This is a genomic window from Flavobacterium erciyesense (assembly GCF_018069925.1).
Classification (GTDB): domain Bacteria; phylum Bacteroidota; class Bacteroidia; order Flavobacteriales; family Flavobacteriaceae; genus Flavobacterium; species Flavobacterium erciyesense.
Genome location: NZ_JAGPXB010000001.1, coordinates 318,701 through 335,279, shown reverse-complemented (window position 1 = coordinate 335,279; position 16,579 = coordinate 318,701). Strand labels below are relative to the sequence as shown.

General features: G+C 36.1%; 20 protein-coding genes. 9 read left to right on the top strand and 11 right to left on the bottom strand.

What is annotated here, in order from left to right:
- The first annotated feature begins 20 nt into the window (after positions 1–20).
- From traN to KBJ98_RS01425, 9 genes are all read left to right on the top strand, one after another.
- Positions 21–920 carry a conjugative transposon protein TraN gene (traN, locus tag KBJ98_RS01465; protein WP_191180544.1) on the top strand — a complete coding sequence of 300 codons (900 nt, stop codon included), beginning with the start codon at positions 21–23 and terminating at the stop codon, positions 918–920.
- A 20-nt stretch (positions 921–940) separates the two neighbouring features.
- Positions 941–1,501 (top strand): conjugal transfer protein TraO, encoded by a 561-nt coding sequence (locus KBJ98_RS01460; RefSeq protein WP_191180545.1) that lies wholly within the window; start codon positions 941–943, stop codon positions 1,499–1,501.
- A gap of 11 nt (positions 1,502–1,512) precedes the next feature.
- Positions 1,513–1,962, top strand: coding sequence for a DUF3872 domain-containing protein (locus tag KBJ98_RS01455; RefSeq protein ID WP_191180546.1), 450 nt, complete (start codon positions 1,513–1,515; stop codon positions 1,960–1,962).
- A gap of 137 nt (positions 1,963–2,099) precedes the next feature.
- The gene (locus tag KBJ98_RS01450; RefSeq protein ID WP_191180547.1) at positions 2,100–2,372 is read left to right on the top strand and encodes a molybdenum ABC transporter permease; all 273 of its coding nucleotides are present in this window, start codon (positions 2,100–2,102) and stop codon (positions 2,370–2,372) included.
- 209 nt (positions 2,373–2,581) lie between these two features.
- The gene (locus KBJ98_RS01445; protein ID WP_191180548.1) at positions 2,582–4,663 is read left to right on the top strand and encodes a hypothetical protein; all 2,082 of its coding nucleotides are present in this window, start codon (positions 2,582–2,584) and stop codon (positions 4,661–4,663) included.
- A gap of 2 nt (positions 4,664–4,665) precedes the next feature.
- Positions 4,666–5,640, top strand: coding sequence for an HNH endonuclease (locus KBJ98_RS01440; protein WP_191180549.1), 975 nt, complete (start codon positions 4,666–4,668; stop codon positions 5,638–5,640).
- 131 nt (positions 5,641–5,771) lie between these two features.
- Positions 5,772–6,083 (top strand): helix-turn-helix domain-containing protein, encoded by a 312-nt coding sequence (locus tag KBJ98_RS01435; protein WP_078702670.1) that lies wholly within the window; start codon positions 5,772–5,774, stop codon positions 6,081–6,083.
- A complete protein-coding gene (locus KBJ98_RS01430; RefSeq protein ID WP_191180550.1) occupies positions 6,064–6,363 on the top strand; it encodes a helix-turn-helix domain-containing protein in 300 nt (99 codons plus the stop codon). The genes KBJ98_RS01435 and KBJ98_RS01430 overlap by 20 nt, the downstream gene beginning before the upstream one ends.
- A gap of 272 nt (positions 6,364–6,635) precedes the next feature.
- Positions 6,636–7,019 (top strand): response regulator transcription factor, encoded by a 384-nt coding sequence (locus tag KBJ98_RS01425; RefSeq protein ID WP_191180551.1) that lies wholly within the window; start codon positions 6,636–6,638, stop codon positions 7,017–7,019.
- 2 nt (positions 7,020–7,021) lie between these two features.
- Here the strand turns inward: KBJ98_RS01425 and KBJ98_RS01420 are convergent, their stop codons facing one another.
- The 11 genes from KBJ98_RS01420 to KBJ98_RS01370 all read right to left on the bottom strand — a co-directional run bounded on the left by KBJ98_RS01420 (position 7,022) and on the right by KBJ98_RS01370 (position 16,460).
- A complete protein-coding gene (locus KBJ98_RS01420) occupies positions 7,022–7,873 on the bottom strand; it encodes a pPIWI-associating nuclease domain-containing protein (RefSeq protein ID WP_191180552.1) in 852 nt (283 codons plus the stop codon).
- A 321-nt stretch (positions 7,874–8,194) separates the two neighbouring features.
- The gene (locus tag KBJ98_RS01415; RefSeq protein ID WP_191180553.1) at positions 8,195–9,001 is read right to left on the bottom strand and encodes a PRTRC system ThiF family protein; all 807 of its coding nucleotides are present in this window, start codon (positions 8,999–9,001) and stop codon (positions 8,195–8,197) included.
- The gene (locus tag KBJ98_RS01410) at positions 9,001–9,723 is read right to left on the bottom strand and encodes a PRTRC system protein B (RefSeq protein ID WP_191180554.1); all 723 of its coding nucleotides are present in this window, start codon (positions 9,721–9,723) and stop codon (positions 9,001–9,003) included. The genes KBJ98_RS01415 and KBJ98_RS01410 overlap by 1 nt, the downstream gene beginning before the upstream one ends.
- On the bottom strand, positions 9,720–10,883 hold the full coding sequence (locus KBJ98_RS01405) for a hypothetical protein (RefSeq protein WP_191180555.1): 1,164 nt from the start codon (positions 10,881–10,883) through the stop codon (positions 9,720–9,722). The genes KBJ98_RS01410 and KBJ98_RS01405 overlap by 4 nt, the downstream gene beginning before the upstream one ends.
- A gap of 17 nt (positions 10,884–10,900) precedes the next feature.
- The gene (locus KBJ98_RS01400) at positions 10,901–11,119 is read right to left on the bottom strand and encodes a PRTRC system protein C (protein WP_002978317.1); all 219 of its coding nucleotides are present in this window, start codon (positions 11,117–11,119) and stop codon (positions 10,901–10,903) included.
- Positions 11,120–11,136: 17 nt separating this feature from the next.
- Positions 11,137–11,742, bottom strand: a complete 606-nt coding sequence (locus KBJ98_RS01395) for a PRTRC system protein E (RefSeq protein ID WP_191180556.1) — start codon at positions 11,740–11,742, stop codon at positions 11,137–11,139.
- A complete protein-coding gene (locus tag KBJ98_RS01390; protein ID WP_112376282.1) occupies positions 11,739–11,948 on the bottom strand; it encodes a hypothetical protein in 210 nt (69 codons plus the stop codon). The genes KBJ98_RS01395 and KBJ98_RS01390 overlap by 4 nt, the downstream gene beginning before the upstream one ends.
- Positions 11,949–11,993: 45 nt before the next feature.
- Positions 11,994–13,067 carry a DUF932 domain-containing protein gene (locus KBJ98_RS01385; RefSeq protein WP_191180557.1) on the bottom strand — a complete coding sequence of 358 codons (1,074 nt, stop codon included), beginning with the start codon at positions 13,065–13,067 and terminating at the stop codon, positions 11,994–11,996.
- 43 nt (positions 13,068–13,110) lie between these two features.
- Entirely contained in the window at positions 13,111–13,488 is a 378-nt protein-coding gene (locus KBJ98_RS01380; protein ID WP_191180558.1) for a single-stranded DNA-binding protein, read from the bottom strand.
- A 680-nt stretch (positions 13,489–14,168) separates the two neighbouring features.
- Positions 14,169–15,044 (bottom strand): DUF4238 domain-containing protein, encoded by an 876-nt coding sequence (locus tag KBJ98_RS01375; protein ID WP_191180559.1) that lies wholly within the window; start codon positions 15,042–15,044, stop codon positions 14,169–14,171.
- Between the two features lie 12 nt (positions 15,045–15,056).
- The gene (locus tag KBJ98_RS01370; RefSeq protein WP_191180560.1) at positions 15,057–16,460 is read right to left on the bottom strand and encodes a hypothetical protein; all 1,404 of its coding nucleotides are present in this window, start codon (positions 16,458–16,460) and stop codon (positions 15,057–15,059) included.
- Positions 16,461–16,579 lie beyond the last annotated feature (119 nt).

Genomic DNA, 16,579 nt, shown 5'->3' with positions numbered 1-16,579 from the left:
GAACTCAAATAAATAAAATAATGAAAAATCATTTTAAAACCTTTTGGGCAATCGCCCTGATACTCGGCCTTGCCGTACAATCTTATGCACAGGACAGTACAAAGGCAAAAACTCCGCTTGCGTTGGGCAAGATAGAACCGTATAAAATGGAAGTTACCTATGATAAGACTTCACACCTGATTTTCCCGACCGCTATCCGTTACGTGGATTTGGGAAGCGAATACCTGATTGCAGGGAAAGCGGAAGATGCGGAAAACGTGTTGCGTGTAAAAGCAACGGTAAGGGATTTTGAAGCTGAAACCAATTTTTCTGTGATTACTAATGACGGACGTTTTTACAGTTTCAATGTGTATTACAGTTCCTATCCCGAAGTGTTGAGCTATGACCTACTTACAATGCAAAAAGCAGTTGATAAAGCTAACGGAAACGATGTGCTTTTTGAGGAATTGGGCAACAATTCGCCATCATTGGCGGGTTTGCTTTTGGAAACCATTTACAAAAAAGACAAACGCATTGTAAAACATATCGGGGCTAAGAGTTTCGGTATACAGTTTATTCTTAAAGGCATTTACATACATAACGGCAAATACTATTTCCATACGGAATTGAGAAACCGTACCAATGTGCCGTTTCAGATTGATTTTATCAATTTCAAAGTAGTGGATAAAAAGATAGCCAAACGTACCGTAGTACAGGAACGCCCGCTGATACCGTTACGCACTTACAAGCCATTGGAGGAGATTGGCGGTAAATCGACCGAACAAAACGTGTTCCTGTTAGATCAATTTACGATTGCCGATGACAAAGTACTGCTGATTGAGATTTTCGAAAAAAACGGGGGCAGGCATCAGACACTCCAGATAGAAAATTCCGATTTAATCAAGGCTCGTTTGGTTAATGATATGCACCTGAAATTTTAATAACCTTTTAAAGCAATTTTATGAAAAAGTATATCTATACCGTGATGCTCATCTTTATGGCCATCACTGCTACACAGGCACAAAGAATGCTTCCAAAACAGAAAGGATTGGAAATAAGTGCAGGCGTATTATCCGATGATAAAATCGGTAATGATTATTACCTCAACATCGGAATGACCGTGAACGGAAAAAATGGAAATTACCAGCTTTGGGCGTTGGAATACACACACCAATACCACGATTATAAAGACCTCCGTATACAGCAGGAAACTTATACTGCCGAGGGTGGTTACAGCTTCTTCCTTCTGGGTGATGTTCGTAAGAATATCACACTGAACTTCGGGATAACAGGCGTAGTCGGTTATGAAAGTATCAATCGTGGCGAAACAATGTTATATGACGGAGCAAAGATTTTGAGCGAGGATAATTTTATATACGGAGCAGGTGGTCGCCTCACTTTTGAAACGTACCTGTCAGACCGTTTTGTGTTAGTCCTGCAAGGGCGTACAAAGGTTTTATGGGGTACGGATTTACAACAGTTCCGACCGTCTGCAGGTGTGGGATTAAGGTTTAATTTTTAAAACTTAAAACAATGATAGGAATATTCAATAAATTCAGAATAGGATTACTGCCGATATATGTAATGCTGGCAATCCTCACAGCTTCGGTTTCTTTGGTATCTTGTAGCAAAGATGATGAACTCGAAATACAGAACGATTTCCCTTTTGAGGTAAACGTGATGCCTGTTCCAAAAGATGTAGCCAACGGGCAAACGGTTGAAATACGCATTACCATACAGCGTAAAGGCAATTACAGCAACACGCAGTATTTTTTCCGTTACTTTCAGTTTGACGGACAAGGAACGTTGCAATACTACGATGAACCGCCATATCTGCCGAACGATTTATACCCTTTACCGACAGAGCAGTTTAGATTGTACTATACGTCAACATCTGCCGTATCACAATCCTTTGAGGTTTGGATTTCGGACAGCTTCGGAAACGAAAAGCAATTGAGCTTTCAGTTTAACAGTAGTGATTAAAAGTAGTATGTCAGTTCATAAAAACGGCTTATCTGATTGGTAAGCCGTTTTATATTTAAAGCAATATGATTAGGAGTATTTTACTGGCTCATCAATATTTCTTAAATTCATAGTTGTGAAATTAAAAATGTGAGGATATGGTTGCATCATTGGTTATTGGGATAATATTTGTGTTTGCAGGCTTGGGACTTCGTTATTGGATCAACCGGAGAAAGTTTTACAGGCGTGGTCCAATGGGAGCTGAGGGCTTTTCGTCCTATGAAAAGTCGGTTGCCATTAAATTTATTGAAAAGGTTGGTAAATGGATAGCTTATGCCCTGATAATATTTGGACTTTTGTCGCTTTGGGTTTATTCTCGTGAGAAAAAAGAAATGGAAAAGCAGAAGGCAGCAGTGGAAAGTATTCGGTAGAACAATAATTGAAACTCATCAAACAGCAATTATTCAAATTTATATAGTAGATGGTATAGATATTACGAGTTTTCGGTAAAAATATAAAGCTAATTGAGCAAATCTAGCACTTTTATAGTACAAGAATGATTAATTAAACCTTTATGATCTCACTGTAGAGGAAAAAATAATGTAATTTAGATCACTAATAATTACAATTATGGTACAGAATGAGTAACAAAGAAAACTTCAAAATTATAGCTATTAATGTTGGTAAAATGCTACCAACCAAAGACACTCGTAAAAATTCTTTATTGACTTTAGATGCTTCAAAAAATTTAAAAAAAAATCAAATTTACCAATTCCGAAATGAGTATCAATTTCGGAAAAATGACTTTTCAGAGGTAGAATACATACCTAAAACCGATGTCAATTTATATGAACTTAAAACCTCAATAAATAATATTCCAATTAACATTAATGCTGTTGTAGGTGGAAACGGTTCAGGTAAAAGTACTTTAATAGAATTACTATACTGGGCAAATTACAATATTGGAAGTATTCTAAATTTATTAGAAGATGAGAACCGTAGAAAACGGAAACCTTTTAAATTTTTAGATTTTGAACTTTTGTATTCTGTTGATTTGAATACTCTAATAAATGTTGTTTTTAAAGAAGGTAATGTTTATCAACAAACCTATAAACGAAAAAACAATAAGTTTGTCGCGAATGTGTCAAAGCAAGAGATTAAAAGCATTGATGACTTACAACAGTTCTTTTATACGATAGTTGTTAATTACTCTCACTTTGCTTTGAATTCTTTAGAAATTGGAGATTGGATTAATCCTTTATTTCACAAAAACGACGGATATCAGACACCTATTGTATTAAATCCAATGCGAACCGATGGTATTATTGACATCAATAAAGAAAAATATTTGCTCACAAGAAGATTATTAGCCAATCTTCTTGAACCTATAACCGAAGGACAAGAAGAAAACAGTTTACGCAATATTGTAAACAATAAAATTGCATCTGCTTTGGAACTGTCATACAATCCTAATCCTAATGCAACCCTAGAAGAGCCCATAGATTCAACAGTAAGAGAAAAATTAATTGAAGCCTTTCAGCAACATTTTGGATTTAAAATAACAGAACAACAACTTAATAATGATTTATTTGTGAATGTTACACTTTCGTACATTCATAAGAAGCTCATTAAAATGGCTTTTTCTGATTATAAAATATTCAAAAGATATAGAGAACCGAAAGAAAGAAATATAAAAAATATAAATGCGTATATCAGAAGAATAAAAGAAAGCGACAGTCACGCCGTTTTCAAAGTAAAAGGAGCTATTCTTTACTTAAAATATTATCAGACCTTGTTACCGAATCTCGATTTTAAAAAACCTTTCAGTTTAGAAATTGATGGATTGTCAAAAAAGATACAGGAGATACAGAAAAAAGAATCATTTATGGTGAATACCTTTATGATGTCACCTCCTTCTTTTTTCTATATTAACATAGTCCCAAAAGATGGTTCTTCATTTGGTTCTTTAAGTTCTGGAGAAAAACAAAAAACACATAGTATTAGTTCTATTGTATATCATCTTATTAACCTCAATTCTGTTGAACAGCTAAAGGAAGAAAAAGCAGAAGAGTCCGAAAAAATAATTCATTACAACTATATCAACATCATATTAGACGAAATAGAACTTTATTATCACCCTGAATGGCAAAGGACATATATTGCTGATCTATTAGATTATATTGGTAAAATTAATCCTGAAAATTTAAAACACATTAAAGGATTAAACATAACTTTTTTAACGCACTCACCATATATTTTATCAGACATTCCGAATGCTTTTGTTTTGAAATTAATCAAAGGAGAGCCTTATATAGAAGGCAACGAAACCTTTGGAGCAAATGTACACGACCTCTTAGCAAATGACTTTTTTATGCAAAAGGGGTTTATGGGGGAATGGGCAAAAAGTCAAATAAAATTGGTTATTGAAAGTCTCACATTGAAGATTAATAATAAAAAGATAGAATCACTCAACGGTCTATTAAATGAAGAGACCGAAAAAAATAAAATTGCTATAATAAAAGGCGAGATTAAATCTATTGAAATTGAAAATTCTAGATACAAAGAGATAGATCAAAGTCAATGCTCTTCTATTATATCAATAGTTGGTGAACCTGTTTTGTATAATAGTTTAATGGAACTTTACAGTCAAGCATTTCCAAATGATGAAACCAATTTCATTCAATCACAAATTGACAAGCTAACTAAACTATTAAACAAATAATCATGATTTCGTTACATATAAATAAAGCAAAAAGTGTTCAAGAATTTTTTAAAGTAGAAATAGAAGAACAAAGAAGTTCTGCACTGCAAAAACTTCAGGCAATTAACGCAAACATATTTGATCAAGCTGAACAAACTTACCTTAACAACATCATTACTCAATTTCAAGATATTTCATTTTTAACAAAAAGCCCTTTAGAAATAGAAGTTATCAAAGGAATAGTTGGGCCATTACCTACAAATTCCCGTTTTGAGACGGTTAATGGAGTACTCAAGCCCATGAAAAAACAACTAACTCATTTTATTCAAAATGCCCTTAACTATACAAATTGCCGAGATAAATTTTATCCAAAATATTTTAGGAAGATTGGAATAAAATCTTGTGTTTATTGTAATTCTCAATTAACTGTTGTTATCACTAAAAAGAACAACGAAATTGACGCAAGACTCGAAGTTGACCACCACTATCCTAAAAGTGATTTTCCGTTTTTGAGCATTTCGTTATTTAATTTATATCCCTGTTGTGCTTCTTGTAACAAAAGAAAAAGTTCTACACCAATCAATTTTTTTCTTTATACAGATATCACATCAAAACTATCAAAATCCGATTATAACTTTAAAATCACTAAGTCTTCCGAATGTGATTATTTAGTGACGAAAGATGCTGAAAGTATTGAAATTCTATTTAATGATGTCTCTACAACAGTAGCTGGTCATCAATCGCTACAAAATATGTTCAGTATAAAAGAAATTCACGATACTCAAAAGGATATTATAGCAGAATTGATTGTCAAGAACCAAATTTATAATGAGAGTTTCAAAGATATTCTTCAAAAGAGCTTTTCAAAATTATCATTAAGTCAAAATGATTTTGATAGAGTAATTGTAGGTAATTATACCAAAGAAAAAGATATCCATAAAAGACCATTTAGCAAAATGACAATGGACATTGCTAAACAATTGGGGCTGATTAAATAAAACGCATTGTAAACAAAATTGAATCCTATTTTTAAGCCAAACACTTCCTTTCAAAGCCAATCAATACCACAACTCCCAACACTGCATTAAGCCTCTTTAATTTAGACTTCCACGGAAAAAACAAGCAAACTATGGAAGTTATCGCAATACAAAAATCCGCATTGGACGGAATGAAAAATGAGTTGAAGGAACTTTTGAAAATGACCGAAAACGCAACGAAAAAATACACACCGATTTTCAAAGAAGAAAAGTGGCTCGATAACCAGGAAGTGTGTTTGATGATGAACATTACCAAACGGACCTTGCAAACCTACAAGGACAAAGGCTTATTACCTTATTCCAAACTGAACCGCAAGAATTATTACAAACTTTCGGACATACAGGCTTTGCTCGAAGCCGGACAGCCGTACAATACTACTGAAAATGGATTTATTGACGAATGAAAATGAAGAAATCATTACTCATCAGGAAATGATAATGAAGTTAAGAGGCCGCATTGAAGAAATATTGAAAAACTATCGTCCTGTAATGAATGGAGAGATTTACTTATCGGGCGAAGATCTGTGCCGGTTATTGCATATCAGCAAACGGACTTTACAGCAGTACCGTGATGATAATATATTGCCATTTATACAGATTGGCGGAAAGATCATCTACAAGGAAAGTGATATCCTGACTATCTTGGAACAGAATTATATAGTCAATAAAACAGGCTTACGGTAACCTTTTGTATCTTATATCTGTTCAAAAAGGAATGAGTTTAGTATATTTGCTATATAAAATATAGAATCTTAAAGTGTTTTTACTTTAAGTCCCACATTGAAAACTGGTAATTTTTAGACAACGGGACGATAAGGAAGAACGCTCATGCCATAGGCGTGGGCGCTCGCTTATTCGTTGTCGGGTATACCAGTACCTCAATGTGCGGTAAGTGTAGTTGCCTGCGCTTTCTTTTTTGTGCAGGAAACTCCATTAACTCAAAATCTGACAATATTATGGAAACTGGTACAGCACAACAAAAAATCACTCTCGCATTTATCAACGACAAAAGCCCTATTTTAAATGGTATCTGCCAAGACCTTGTCGCTTCAGGAACTGAAGTCTTATTTCGTTCGGAAAGCATTGAAGATGGACTATCGCAATTGTTTTCATTGAATGAACTTCCCTATGTTTGCATTATTGACCTTGATTTTTACGACAAGAATGTGCTGACACAGCTTCAAGAATTGAGGACAAAATATCCAACCATAAAACTGATTGCCCATAGTGATATTGATGATGAGAAAGTAGGAAAGGCAATTTTAAATATAGGGTTTTCAAGTTATCTTCTTGTTGGTAGTGATACTATGGATTTTAAGAAATTGATTTTCAACGCTTAAGACTATATTTCATCTTCATCATCTCCATACCAGCTTGAAGTATCTACATCGTAATCATCAACCTCAAACTTAGTGGATGGAAAATCATCATCGATTTGATAGCGTATCTTCGTTTCAAAAGGAAATGTTTCTGGCAAGTCTAATCCATCACCTTCACGTCTTTCTCTATTAGATCCATATTCAAGAATCACATGTAAATCTCCAAAGACTTCCACTACAATTTCATATTCATTAATTTCTGAAATATGATATTCTGACACCTCACTATATTCCAATGAATGATGAGGTGCGAGCCGATCAACATTCTCAAAAAAATTAGTTACAACGGATGATATCATATGCTCTTCAATATGTCCATCAAGGAATTGTTTAAGATCTTCACGATAGTTCTCAATTGTTTCTACTAAAGCAATGAAGGAGTTAAGTACATCTTGGCTCATACGCTCAACTTCAGAATCGCTAATATCGAACACCTCAGGATTAATATGAGTGTACTTGCTTAAAGTATTGATTGTTTCTTTTACCTCCTTTATCATGTCTTTAAGTTCGTCAACATCAAATCCCCAGCTATCTAATAAAGCGTCTTCTATTCCACCTTGAACTGCGTATTTAATCCTTTGGTTTCTTGTAGGCTTTCCGTCAGTAGTTTCGGGACTAAACCAAACACAATTTTTCACACGTTCTTCAGGTGCAAGGTTATATAAAAAATGTCGTGATAACTCCCTTATAGAGTATGCAAAATTATTAAAGCGAAGTTTGTTTGTTCGATCATTTAGGCTAGCAAGTGAAGCTTCAAATAAATCCTGTTCAAATTGATTTAATAATAATTGCTTTATTTTTTCTGCTTTTTCCATATTGTCTATTTTATTTAGGATATAGTCAAATTTAAAAAATAATATGGCGCAATTTTTAATGTGACGATCAAATCTAATCATGCGACGTTCTTTTGCTTCTTTTCTTTGGTCGCTGTGTGAAAAGAAAAGAAGTCAGTGCTAAATACAACAAATGGGATACTAAATATCCCAAGCAAAAACTCGCAACCTGTTTGGTAAAATGTAAGGAAAGGGAATTGTGTAGTGGTGCATTTTGACAAGGGGGTTGCACCTATTCTAAATGCAAAAATGCGTTTCCGACCAAAGTGAGGAATTGCATTTTTGCCCGCCCGATTTTTCGGGTCAGGCGACTTTTATCGGGTGGGTACGGAAATCTTTCAGATTATGAAAAAATCCCTTGTATTCGGTCATTCCTCTGCGGAATAAGTTCCACAGCAAAGAACAACCCATTTGTGTCAATGAGGAATTGATAAACAAGTCCTGGTATTCCAATGCTTCGGCAAGGGAGCAACTTGGCGTGTTGTCTTCTTGTTCGGATTGCTTCAGCAATTCGCCAAATTCATCGGTAACAAATGGCAGGCTTGCCACCATTTGGTATTTCTCGGAATTGGGTTGCTTTATCTCTCCGATAGTAGATAGTAGCACTTGTCCTGTATCTTGGCTGTTGCCAAAATCCAACCAATACTTCGGCTCATCTTGGTAGTGTCTGCGGTAACTTATTTCTTTAAGAATTTCAGCAACGCCAAACCTCGCCTGTACATTGTCCACACAAGTAATGGTAATGATTGCCCTTGCTTGTTCGGGCAATCTGCCAAAATTGTCTTTTTCAAATTTTACCGTTTTGGCTTTCCAATTTGTACCTGCCCAACGGTTGCAACGATTGATTAAAGCAACGGATTTGTATAATCCTGTTTCACTTTCTGCAAAACGCTGTCTGCCCAAATTGGCACTCGTGATAACATCATCATCCCAAAGGCGGACTTGCAACCCTGCGTGTTCCAATGCTATCAAACTCTCATTTATTTCCATTAAGGCGGTCAATACTTTTGAGCCTGTACCACCTGCTCCGATGAGGTTTACCGAAATCGGGTTGGTAGGATTGAGTAAATAGTTGTCCGTAAAATGAACTGCTGTTTTTTCTGTATTCATCACAATATATTTTTAAGGGTTTTATTATTCTTTTTCAATACCTCTTTAGGAAAGGGTTTATCCGTATTGATAAGGTCTTTCCAAAGGGTTACAATATTTTTTTTCGTTAAGTTTTCGCATAATGAATGACTGAAATAAGAATTGAAAAAATAATGTTCCCACGCCTGTATAAATTCCTCAACCGAAGCCGAATTTTTAATGTCAATACTCACCGTACCCATACATACATTGCCCTTTTCGTAGATATTGAAAAAAGGTGCATAATGCAATAGCGTTTTCTCGGTGGGTCTTCTGTCATTTGCCAAAGCAAATACGGTAAGACTGCTTTTGCTCGCCAACCAAAGCATTGGCGGTACTTGTGCTTTTCCGTTGGGTATGCCCAAACTATCCACAAAATACAGTTTCCGTTGCTGTGCTTTGGTGTACCAAAGTACCGTACATTTTTCAGCATTCGGATTGATATGCAGGATATTTGTAGGCAATATTCCCTTCGGTTTTAAAAAGGCTTGGTTCTTTTCTTCATCGGTCTGTAAGGACTTTGCTAAAATATTGGCTTCTTTTACCGTTAGTGGGTGGGCATTGATAGGCATTCCGTTGCTGTCCATATCAAAATGCTCCACGTACAGATCGGTATTTGTGCCTATAGTTTCATAGAAAACCAAAGCGGATTTTGGGTGGTACAATGTGCCAAAATTTTCGGTGATATCGTTAACGTTGTTCATTTTTCTGTTGTTTTATAGTCGTCTAATATTGTGCAGAGGTCATCCAATAAGGCAAACAAGCGGTTCTCAAAATCGAGATTTGTTGTTGGTATTTCACTTCCGTCAAATCGCTTGGAAATGGTTGGTTCTTCCATTGCTCCGTACTCGTTAAATTCATTGTTGATGGTATCGGAAAGGCTTCCGTATAACCAACCTTTGGTATCTGCAATAAATGAAATGTACTTTTCCATTCCGATTGCTTCGTTTTCGTAATCATCATAAGGGTCTTGTTCGGACAATGGTGCGTTTCGGAAAATGCTTGCGTTCGGATATTCTGTAATAAGGGCAAACGCATTGCAAGACACCTTATGGCATTCCCTGTCGAACATATCAACGCTTTTAAATCGGTTCAAACGCTGTTCAAATACCTTTAGATTGCTACGGTTAAATAGCTTTTGTTCTATTTTATCGCCAATGTATTCGGTATTTCTCAACTCACTTCTATATGTTTCTGTTTCGTCCGTTTCCTCGTCCTGTTCTACCCAATCGTTCATCATTTCGTACAGCCAATACAGATAACTTTCTTCCTGCCTGTAATACGGCACATCGGCAATATGGTACAGATAACTACATACTGATATTAAAAGCTGTGCAGTCTTTTTACGCTTCGGGTCTTTTAGCATCCGATAAAGTGGTGCTATAGGAATATAATAAAGGGTTGTACCTGTATTGTATCGTTCCTCACTTGTGAAGTAGATTTTCTTACTGTCCTGTACCAATTTGAAACTATCCCAATTGATATTGGTATGTTTTACTTTGGTTTCCATATCCCACATAGCCAATGTTATATTGTATGGAAACTCAAAATCCTTGGTCTGCATTGGTTCAATGCTGTAATGCTCGGCAAGTTTGGAAAGGGAATTGTAAAAATCCCTCTCCGTTTTCTGACAAGCCTGTACGGATTGTGCTGTTTTCAGTTTTGGCAGAAACGTACACTTTAGAATACCATTGGTAGCATTGCTATCGGTACGGATTTCTGCTTGTCTTTCTGCACTTGGTTTGCATCTTTTGGTCTTTGTAGCCAATTGGCGAACTCGCACAACTGTCGGTGCAATTGCCGTTGTCGTTTCTGTTCGGGTATGCTGATAGTTCCCGATATGATGTTGCGTTGCATAATTCATTGTTTTATAATTTTGGTTTAACCTTTCGTACCCATTACGCTCTCAAATTTGTATTCTACTGCATCATCTTTAATTTGCGGTGCAGATGCTTTTGCTGTTGTCAAAATCGGGTACATATTAGCGTAAAAATTCATTACGGCTTCCACGCTCCAACGTGGTTCGGGGTCGGTCAGTCTAATGTCCTGTCCTTTATCTTTGAGTATGAAAACTCGCTCTAATTGGGTTGCTAATAACATATTGCTCGTTTTAATTATTAATACTGTTCTTCTTCGTCCGCTTCATCAATAGGATAATCGCCAGTAACTGCTTCCTCTGGCGGTTCGGGTGTTGCTTCTTCCATTGCTCCGAAAAGGCTCGGTGTGGCAAACTTGTCGGATAATGATGTTTTGCGTTTTCGTATCTCGTCCGCTTTTTCGGGAAACTCTGTTATATCGGGTACTTTCATCCACGCTTCACGGAATTTGCCCTCTTTTTCGAGTTCGTCAGCCTTTGCCATAGCATCTTTAAACTTCTTGTCTTTGGCTTCCTGTTCTTTCTTCTGCCTGTCGGCTTTTTCTTTTTCTATTGCGGAATGCTTTTTAACTTCTTCCAATTGCTTTAGGAATTTTTCCATATCCACCATTAAGCCCGATACCTTTTGTATAGGTGTGGTTATCTGCTCAAAAAATCCCTCGTCAAATTCTTGGGGCGTGGCGTTAAATGTTAATGGGGGAATACCGTTTTTGGCACTATCTCCGCATTGTTCGTTATTGAGCAATACTGTTACAATTAGGTTACTTTCTATTCCTTTTGAAATGTTCAGTTGTAAAACTCCTGTAAAGTCCAACTGCTGTATCTGATTGAAAAAATTTGTGTTCATCGTTCTGAAATTTTAATTGTTGAAGATTGCTTTTTGATTACTGTCAGTTTTTCGTACATATCTATCCAATAAGCTTTTTGTCTTTTGTCGAACTCAGAAAAACTTTTGTCTTCGTGGCGGTATTCTTTGTATTGCCTAGCCATTTTAATGGCTTCTTTAAGGTTTGTTATCTCAATGGGGCAACCGTTTAAATCTGTTACTTGCATAGCTTTATGAGGCTACCACCGTTTAAGGCGGTAGCCTGTTGTTAATTAATTAAGGTTTAGGATTTCTGCACCGTCTAAAGCAAAACCATTACACAATTCAAATGCTTTCTGTGATTTGAGTTGAGCAGTACCACCCAATACAATGCTTTGTAATTTGGCTTCGTCATTCTTGTAATTTCTCACGTTCTGATAGTAGCCTGTAACAGCATTATACGCTCCGAACAAAGTGCCTTTTGTTGTGTCCATTTGCTGTGTATCGCTTATCATTGCGTATGCAAATGCATCCTCAACGGTATTTTTGAACACTGTGGAAATTTCATCCATAGCACCTTTTTTTAGCAAATCAAAGGTTTCCTTATTCGGGCAAAGTGCCAATTGGATTAGCTTTTTAACCTCTTGGTCTGTTACCTTTACTTTTGCCCACTCATTAAAAATGCCCTCTAATTGGTTGCTCAATGTATTGGCAAGTCCCATAATCTTATGGGCATTCTCAATACGTTGTTTTGCTCCCGAAGTATGTTTGATACGGACTACATTGGTCATAGTGCGTAACGAAGCGTTTAAGGTGTTTTGGCAAACTATACGGATAGGAGTAAATGCGGCTGTGATACTTCCGCTACCATCGTGCGAAGTGGTTAGGAAAATGTACTTTTCCGTAACATCATCGCCATTACCTACACGGATATAGTCAGGCAATTTGGCTGTGATAAAAATACGTTCTCCGTTTCCTAATGCTCCTGCGGTTTCATAGAGAATACCCTCGCCACCGCCTACAATAGCATCAAAAAAATTAAAGGCTTCACGATTTTGTACTATGTGGTAATCCTTGCCAACTACTCCTAATACTGAATTGTTATCGGTACGTATGTTGGCAAAATAGTTGGGTACTTCCAATTCACTACTGCCTATCTCTATATCATTAGCAGTTTCGATAATGCCCGAACCTTTGGTAAACAGTGGGGATTTTACGACTTCGTAATCTAACCCTGCGTGCTTGATAGCTTCTTCGCTTGTCGGGTATTGCTCCACGATTTGCCCCAAACCGTGCCACGCTTTTTGTTGTACGCTAAAAAATGAATAACGTCCTGTTCTCTCGTTGAAATTGATATTATGTGCCATAATGCTTAAAATTTGATGTTAAAAAATGATTGAATACTCGTTGTTAAAATGGGAGGTCGTCTTCTGTCTTATTATTGTTTGTGCCTGTAGTAGCTTGTGCCGTTTCCGATTTTTTGCTACCTCCGTGTAATTTTATGTTTGATGTATGGAAATTTAGTCCTGCTCTTGGCTCTCCGTCATTGCCTGTCCACGCTCTTGTACTTACTCTTCCCGATAGTTCCACCAAAGTGCCTTTTGTAAGTAGCTTGGCTACATTTGGGGTTATCCAATAGGAGCAATCAAAATAGGTTGTTTGCTCTACACGCTCGCCTTGTTTGGTACGGTAGCTGTCGTTGGTCGCTACTGAAAAGTTTACTACTTGTTTGTCTTGTGACGTTGTGCGTACTTCCGCATCTCTTGTCAGTCTTCCTGTAATGTTCATGATTTCTACTTTTTTGCGTTATTAATTTTGTTCTGATTTAATTTTCCTTGATTTATTCGGCAATGAGAGGAGGTGCTGAAGTTTCGTTTCACTCTTTTGCCATTTCCAATGCTGTATTTTTTCATTTCTGACATTTTTTTTATTCGTCTAAAGAGCCGGAGTATGCTTTGTTTCGTTTCACGAGCATAAAAAGGTTAGTGTTTAGCAGGAACAAGGTTTTGTCAAAAAAATACGACCCGAATGGGTGGAGATTTTTTTGCAAACCAAGAGGGCACGACCTTGTTCCTGCGTTAAGAACACGGAAATACCTTTGCTCTTGAAATGGAACAAAACAGCATACCGGTTCTTGAATAAAAAATCATGTGGAAGCACGTGAAAAAGGCATTGAGTAAATGGCCTTGTGATTACAAAACCTGCAATTACATTTTGCAGAATTTATAAATATGGGGTTTTAGTATCTTAAAATATTGTGGCTATGGTAGCCACGTAAACGATACTAAAAAACATTTGTTGAGGGATAAGATTGGGTAGTTTTTCTGGATGGTTTATTAAGACATCCTGCTAAAGCTTTTTTATTGTGTTGGATGGCACTGGAGGAATAAATGTGCTTTTGAGGATTAAGTATGAGCATAAAAAAAGACGGAGCATTTTTGCTCCGTCCTTAAATAACACAATCACCCTTATACAAACTGGAACACATAACGATTTATAATTTCTGTTTGTCCTATTGTTTGAAGATGGGCGTAAGCATCAATGATTGATTGAAGATGTTCTTTATCCTTACACACAACATATTTCTGTGCCTGATGAAACATTGCCAGGTCCTTATTTACATAGAATGCGATATGTTGTACACGTTTTACTTGGGAATCATTACAGATAAAGGTATCATTACTACCTAGGGGTAAGATAAAATTTCCAAAATCATCAAGATTATTACTGTCGCTTTCTATTAAGGGGACATCTCCTAAAATCGATTTAATATTTGGATTAGAGTTTACATAACTATTATGGTGAACTCGAAGTAATCTTTCCTCACTTATATTCAGATTGTCATAGAAAGGGAGAAATGGGAATATTAATTTTTTGGTATGCCTGAACAATTCAGAATTCAATAGATGATCCAGTGCTTCTGTGTGATCGGAACCATCGTCTTTTTTAATTACTATGTTTACAGGAAGTTTATCATATGGGTACTCCTTGTCTTTGGTGTCAAAAAGATTATCATTTGCCGGCAAGCGCCATTTCATAGATGATGCCATTACCAATATAGATGTTAAGGCTTCTTCGGTAATAATACCTGTACGTGTTATTTCGACAAGATCTTTTGAAAACTTTTCATCAAGTTCGGCATAAAGTTTTTCCATATTATCGTTTGGCATTCCGTCAAAGTACCAGGTATTCCGGTTCATCTCAAAGAATACAGACTTGGGACTTCTTCTTTCTTTTGCGAAAGCCCCTTTTTCTTTATCATAGAGATAAAGCATATTATCTTCATCAGCAAATCTCTTAATAAGAAACTGCGGGATATAATGGTGTCTTTTTGATAGGGTCATGCATGTTAAATATTACTTAGTGCTGTCATTTTCTTTATTCTTGTTACGTTTTTCAAGCTCCTGTAGATATGTACCATACAAGCCTATTTCATTAAGTGCCAATCGAAACACAGTTCCATATATGGGTGGAGGCGTAAAAAGCTCGAATGTGTCACAATCTGGATCTCGGTCAGGGAAACTATATTTAGCTTTAAGATGTGCTGGTCTTTTAGCAATCTGATTGGTCTTAACACTTTCCAAAATTTCGTATGTAGCCAATATCAAAGCTGTAGACTCCCCAAATGAAGTAAGTTTATCAATATAAAAGAATTGCTTATCCTTCAGTATTAATGGCGGGGTAAAGAGGTTGATAATTCTTGAAAGAGCAAGTAGAAATCTCTGTTTCATCTTCAAGGTATCTTCTGCGGTTACAAAAAATGGCCTAATGAAGAAAAAGAAATCTTTTTCTTTTAATTTCTGAGCAAGATAAAATTTGTCGTAATAATAGTAAAGCGCCTGTGCGGTGTGGACTCTTCCTTGATCAGAACACTGATCAGCGAATGATTTTATATAATCAAGAACCTCATTATATTGGGAAGCTTCAAGAAAATTTGACATAAGAAAATTTTCAGGATTCTTCTGAAATTCATCATAACCGCCATCCTGAAGTTTTTCGAGAATATTGATAAGGGTAATTGGAGGGTTTGGAGAGTTTAGGGAAAAGTAAGCTATAATAATCTTTTCAAATGCTGATGGTCTTCGTATGCCATAAAATGAAAGTAGCTCATCAAAAAAACAGTACGGATAAAAAGGTCTGTTGCTAAGCATACTTGGATTTATATCTGATAGGTCATTTTCAAATAGATATTCGTCAATAGATGAACTAAGAAACTCGTCAATTGCTCCAAAGGTGAGATTGAAAGATTGAATGCCAATTAAGCCATTAATTGAAATGTTTATCAAATTTCTGCCCCCATTTGTCACATTTCCTTCGATGACGACTTCCATTGGTTTTACTGTTTTTTCCACAGATGCTATAGTAAACTTCTTGTTAGCAGACTTTTCGGTTTCTTCCACAACTTTATAGTCAATATCATCCTCTTCAAGCAGATCAATAACCCCTTTCCAATATTGCACCAGTTCCTTAGACTTCTCGTGTGTGTTAGAATTTATCGGGAATGCATCCAAGCCTTCTGCCACAGTCAAGATTGTCGTTGCCTTAAATCTGTCGCAAAAATTGAGGGCAAACTGGCGGATTCCGGGAAGAGTCGCTATGTTAGTTAGATAATGGTAGTACTCGTGTATAAATATGGACTGTTGTTGACCAATATTAAGATCTGTAACGAAGGTTGTTAAATTTTGGATATCAAATCCATCAAGACATATATAAAATCTGTCGGGATAATATTTTATTTTGGTAAGGTCTATTTCTTCCACAGGATAAATTTTATATTAATAGAAATTTTGCTGAATTCTTGGGAGATTCTTTTTATCATCCCCAACTGTAAATATAGAAAATAGTGCGTTCAAAATTGGAGGAATGAATGTAAATAAGA

What these genes read in the sequence shown, in the direction of transcription:
- traN (WP_191180544.1), top strand. Translation starts at nt 21, where the DNA reads ATGAAAAATCATTTTAAAACCTTTTGGGCAATCGCCCTGATACTCGGC.
- KBJ98_RS01460 (WP_191180545.1), top strand. Translation starts at nt 941, where the DNA reads ATGAAAAAGTATATCTATACCGTGATGCTCATCTTTATGGCCATCACT.
- KBJ98_RS01455 (WP_191180546.1), top strand. Translation starts at nt 1,513, where the DNA reads ATGATAGGAATATTCAATAAATTCAGAATAGGATTACTGCCGATATAT.
- KBJ98_RS01450 (WP_191180547.1), top strand. Translation starts at nt 2,100, where the DNA reads ATGGTTGCATCATTGGTTATTGGGATAATATTTGTGTTTGCAGGCTTG.
- KBJ98_RS01445 (WP_191180548.1), top strand. Translation starts at nt 2,582, where the DNA reads ATGAGTAACAAAGAAAACTTCAAAATTATAGCTATTAATGTTGGTAAA.
- KBJ98_RS01440 (WP_191180549.1), top strand. Translation starts at nt 4,666, where the DNA reads ATGATTTCGTTACATATAAATAAAGCAAAAAGTGTTCAAGAATTTTTT.
- KBJ98_RS01435 (WP_078702670.1), top strand. Translation starts at nt 5,772, where the DNA reads ATGGAAGTTATCGCAATACAAAAATCCGCATTGGACGGAATGAAAAAT.
- KBJ98_RS01430 (WP_191180550.1), top strand. Translation starts at nt 6,064, where the DNA reads ATGGATTTATTGACGAATGAAAATGAAGAAATCATTACTCATCAGGAA.
- KBJ98_RS01425 (WP_191180551.1), top strand. Translation starts at nt 6,636, where the DNA reads ATGGAAACTGGTACAGCACAACAAAAAATCACTCTCGCATTTATCAAC.
- KBJ98_RS01420 (WP_191180552.1), bottom strand. Translation starts at nt 7,873, where the DNA reads ATGGAAAAAGCAGAAAAAATAAAGCAATTATTATTAAATCAATTTGAA.
- KBJ98_RS01415 (WP_191180553.1), bottom strand. Translation starts at nt 9,001, where the DNA reads ATGAATACAGAAAAAACAGCAGTTCATTTTACGGACAACTATTTACTC.
- KBJ98_RS01410 (WP_191180554.1), bottom strand. Translation starts at nt 9,723, where the DNA reads ATGAACAACGTTAACGATATCACCGAAAATTTTGGCACATTGTACCAC.
- KBJ98_RS01405 (WP_191180555.1), bottom strand. Translation starts at nt 10,883, where the DNA reads ATGAATTATGCAACGCAACATCATATCGGGAACTATCAGCATACCCGA.
- KBJ98_RS01400 (WP_002978317.1), bottom strand. Translation starts at nt 11,119, where the DNA reads ATGTTATTAGCAACCCAATTAGAGCGAGTTTTCATACTCAAAGATAAA.
- KBJ98_RS01395 (WP_191180556.1), bottom strand. Translation starts at nt 11,742, where the DNA reads ATGAACACAAATTTTTTCAATCAGATACAGCAGTTGGACTTTACAGGA.
- KBJ98_RS01390 (WP_112376282.1), bottom strand. Translation starts at nt 11,948, where the DNA reads ATGCAAGTAACAGATTTAAACGGTTGCCCCATTGAGATAACAAACCTT.
- KBJ98_RS01385 (WP_191180557.1), bottom strand. Translation starts at nt 13,067, where the DNA reads ATGGCACATAATATCAATTTCAACGAGAGAACAGGACGTTATTCATTT.
- KBJ98_RS01380 (WP_191180558.1), bottom strand. Translation starts at nt 13,488, where the DNA reads ATGAACATTACAGGAAGACTGACAAGAGATGCGGAAGTACGCACAACG.
- KBJ98_RS01375 (WP_191180559.1), bottom strand. Translation starts at nt 15,044, where the DNA reads ATGACCCTATCAAAAAGACACCATTATATCCCGCAGTTTCTTATTAAG.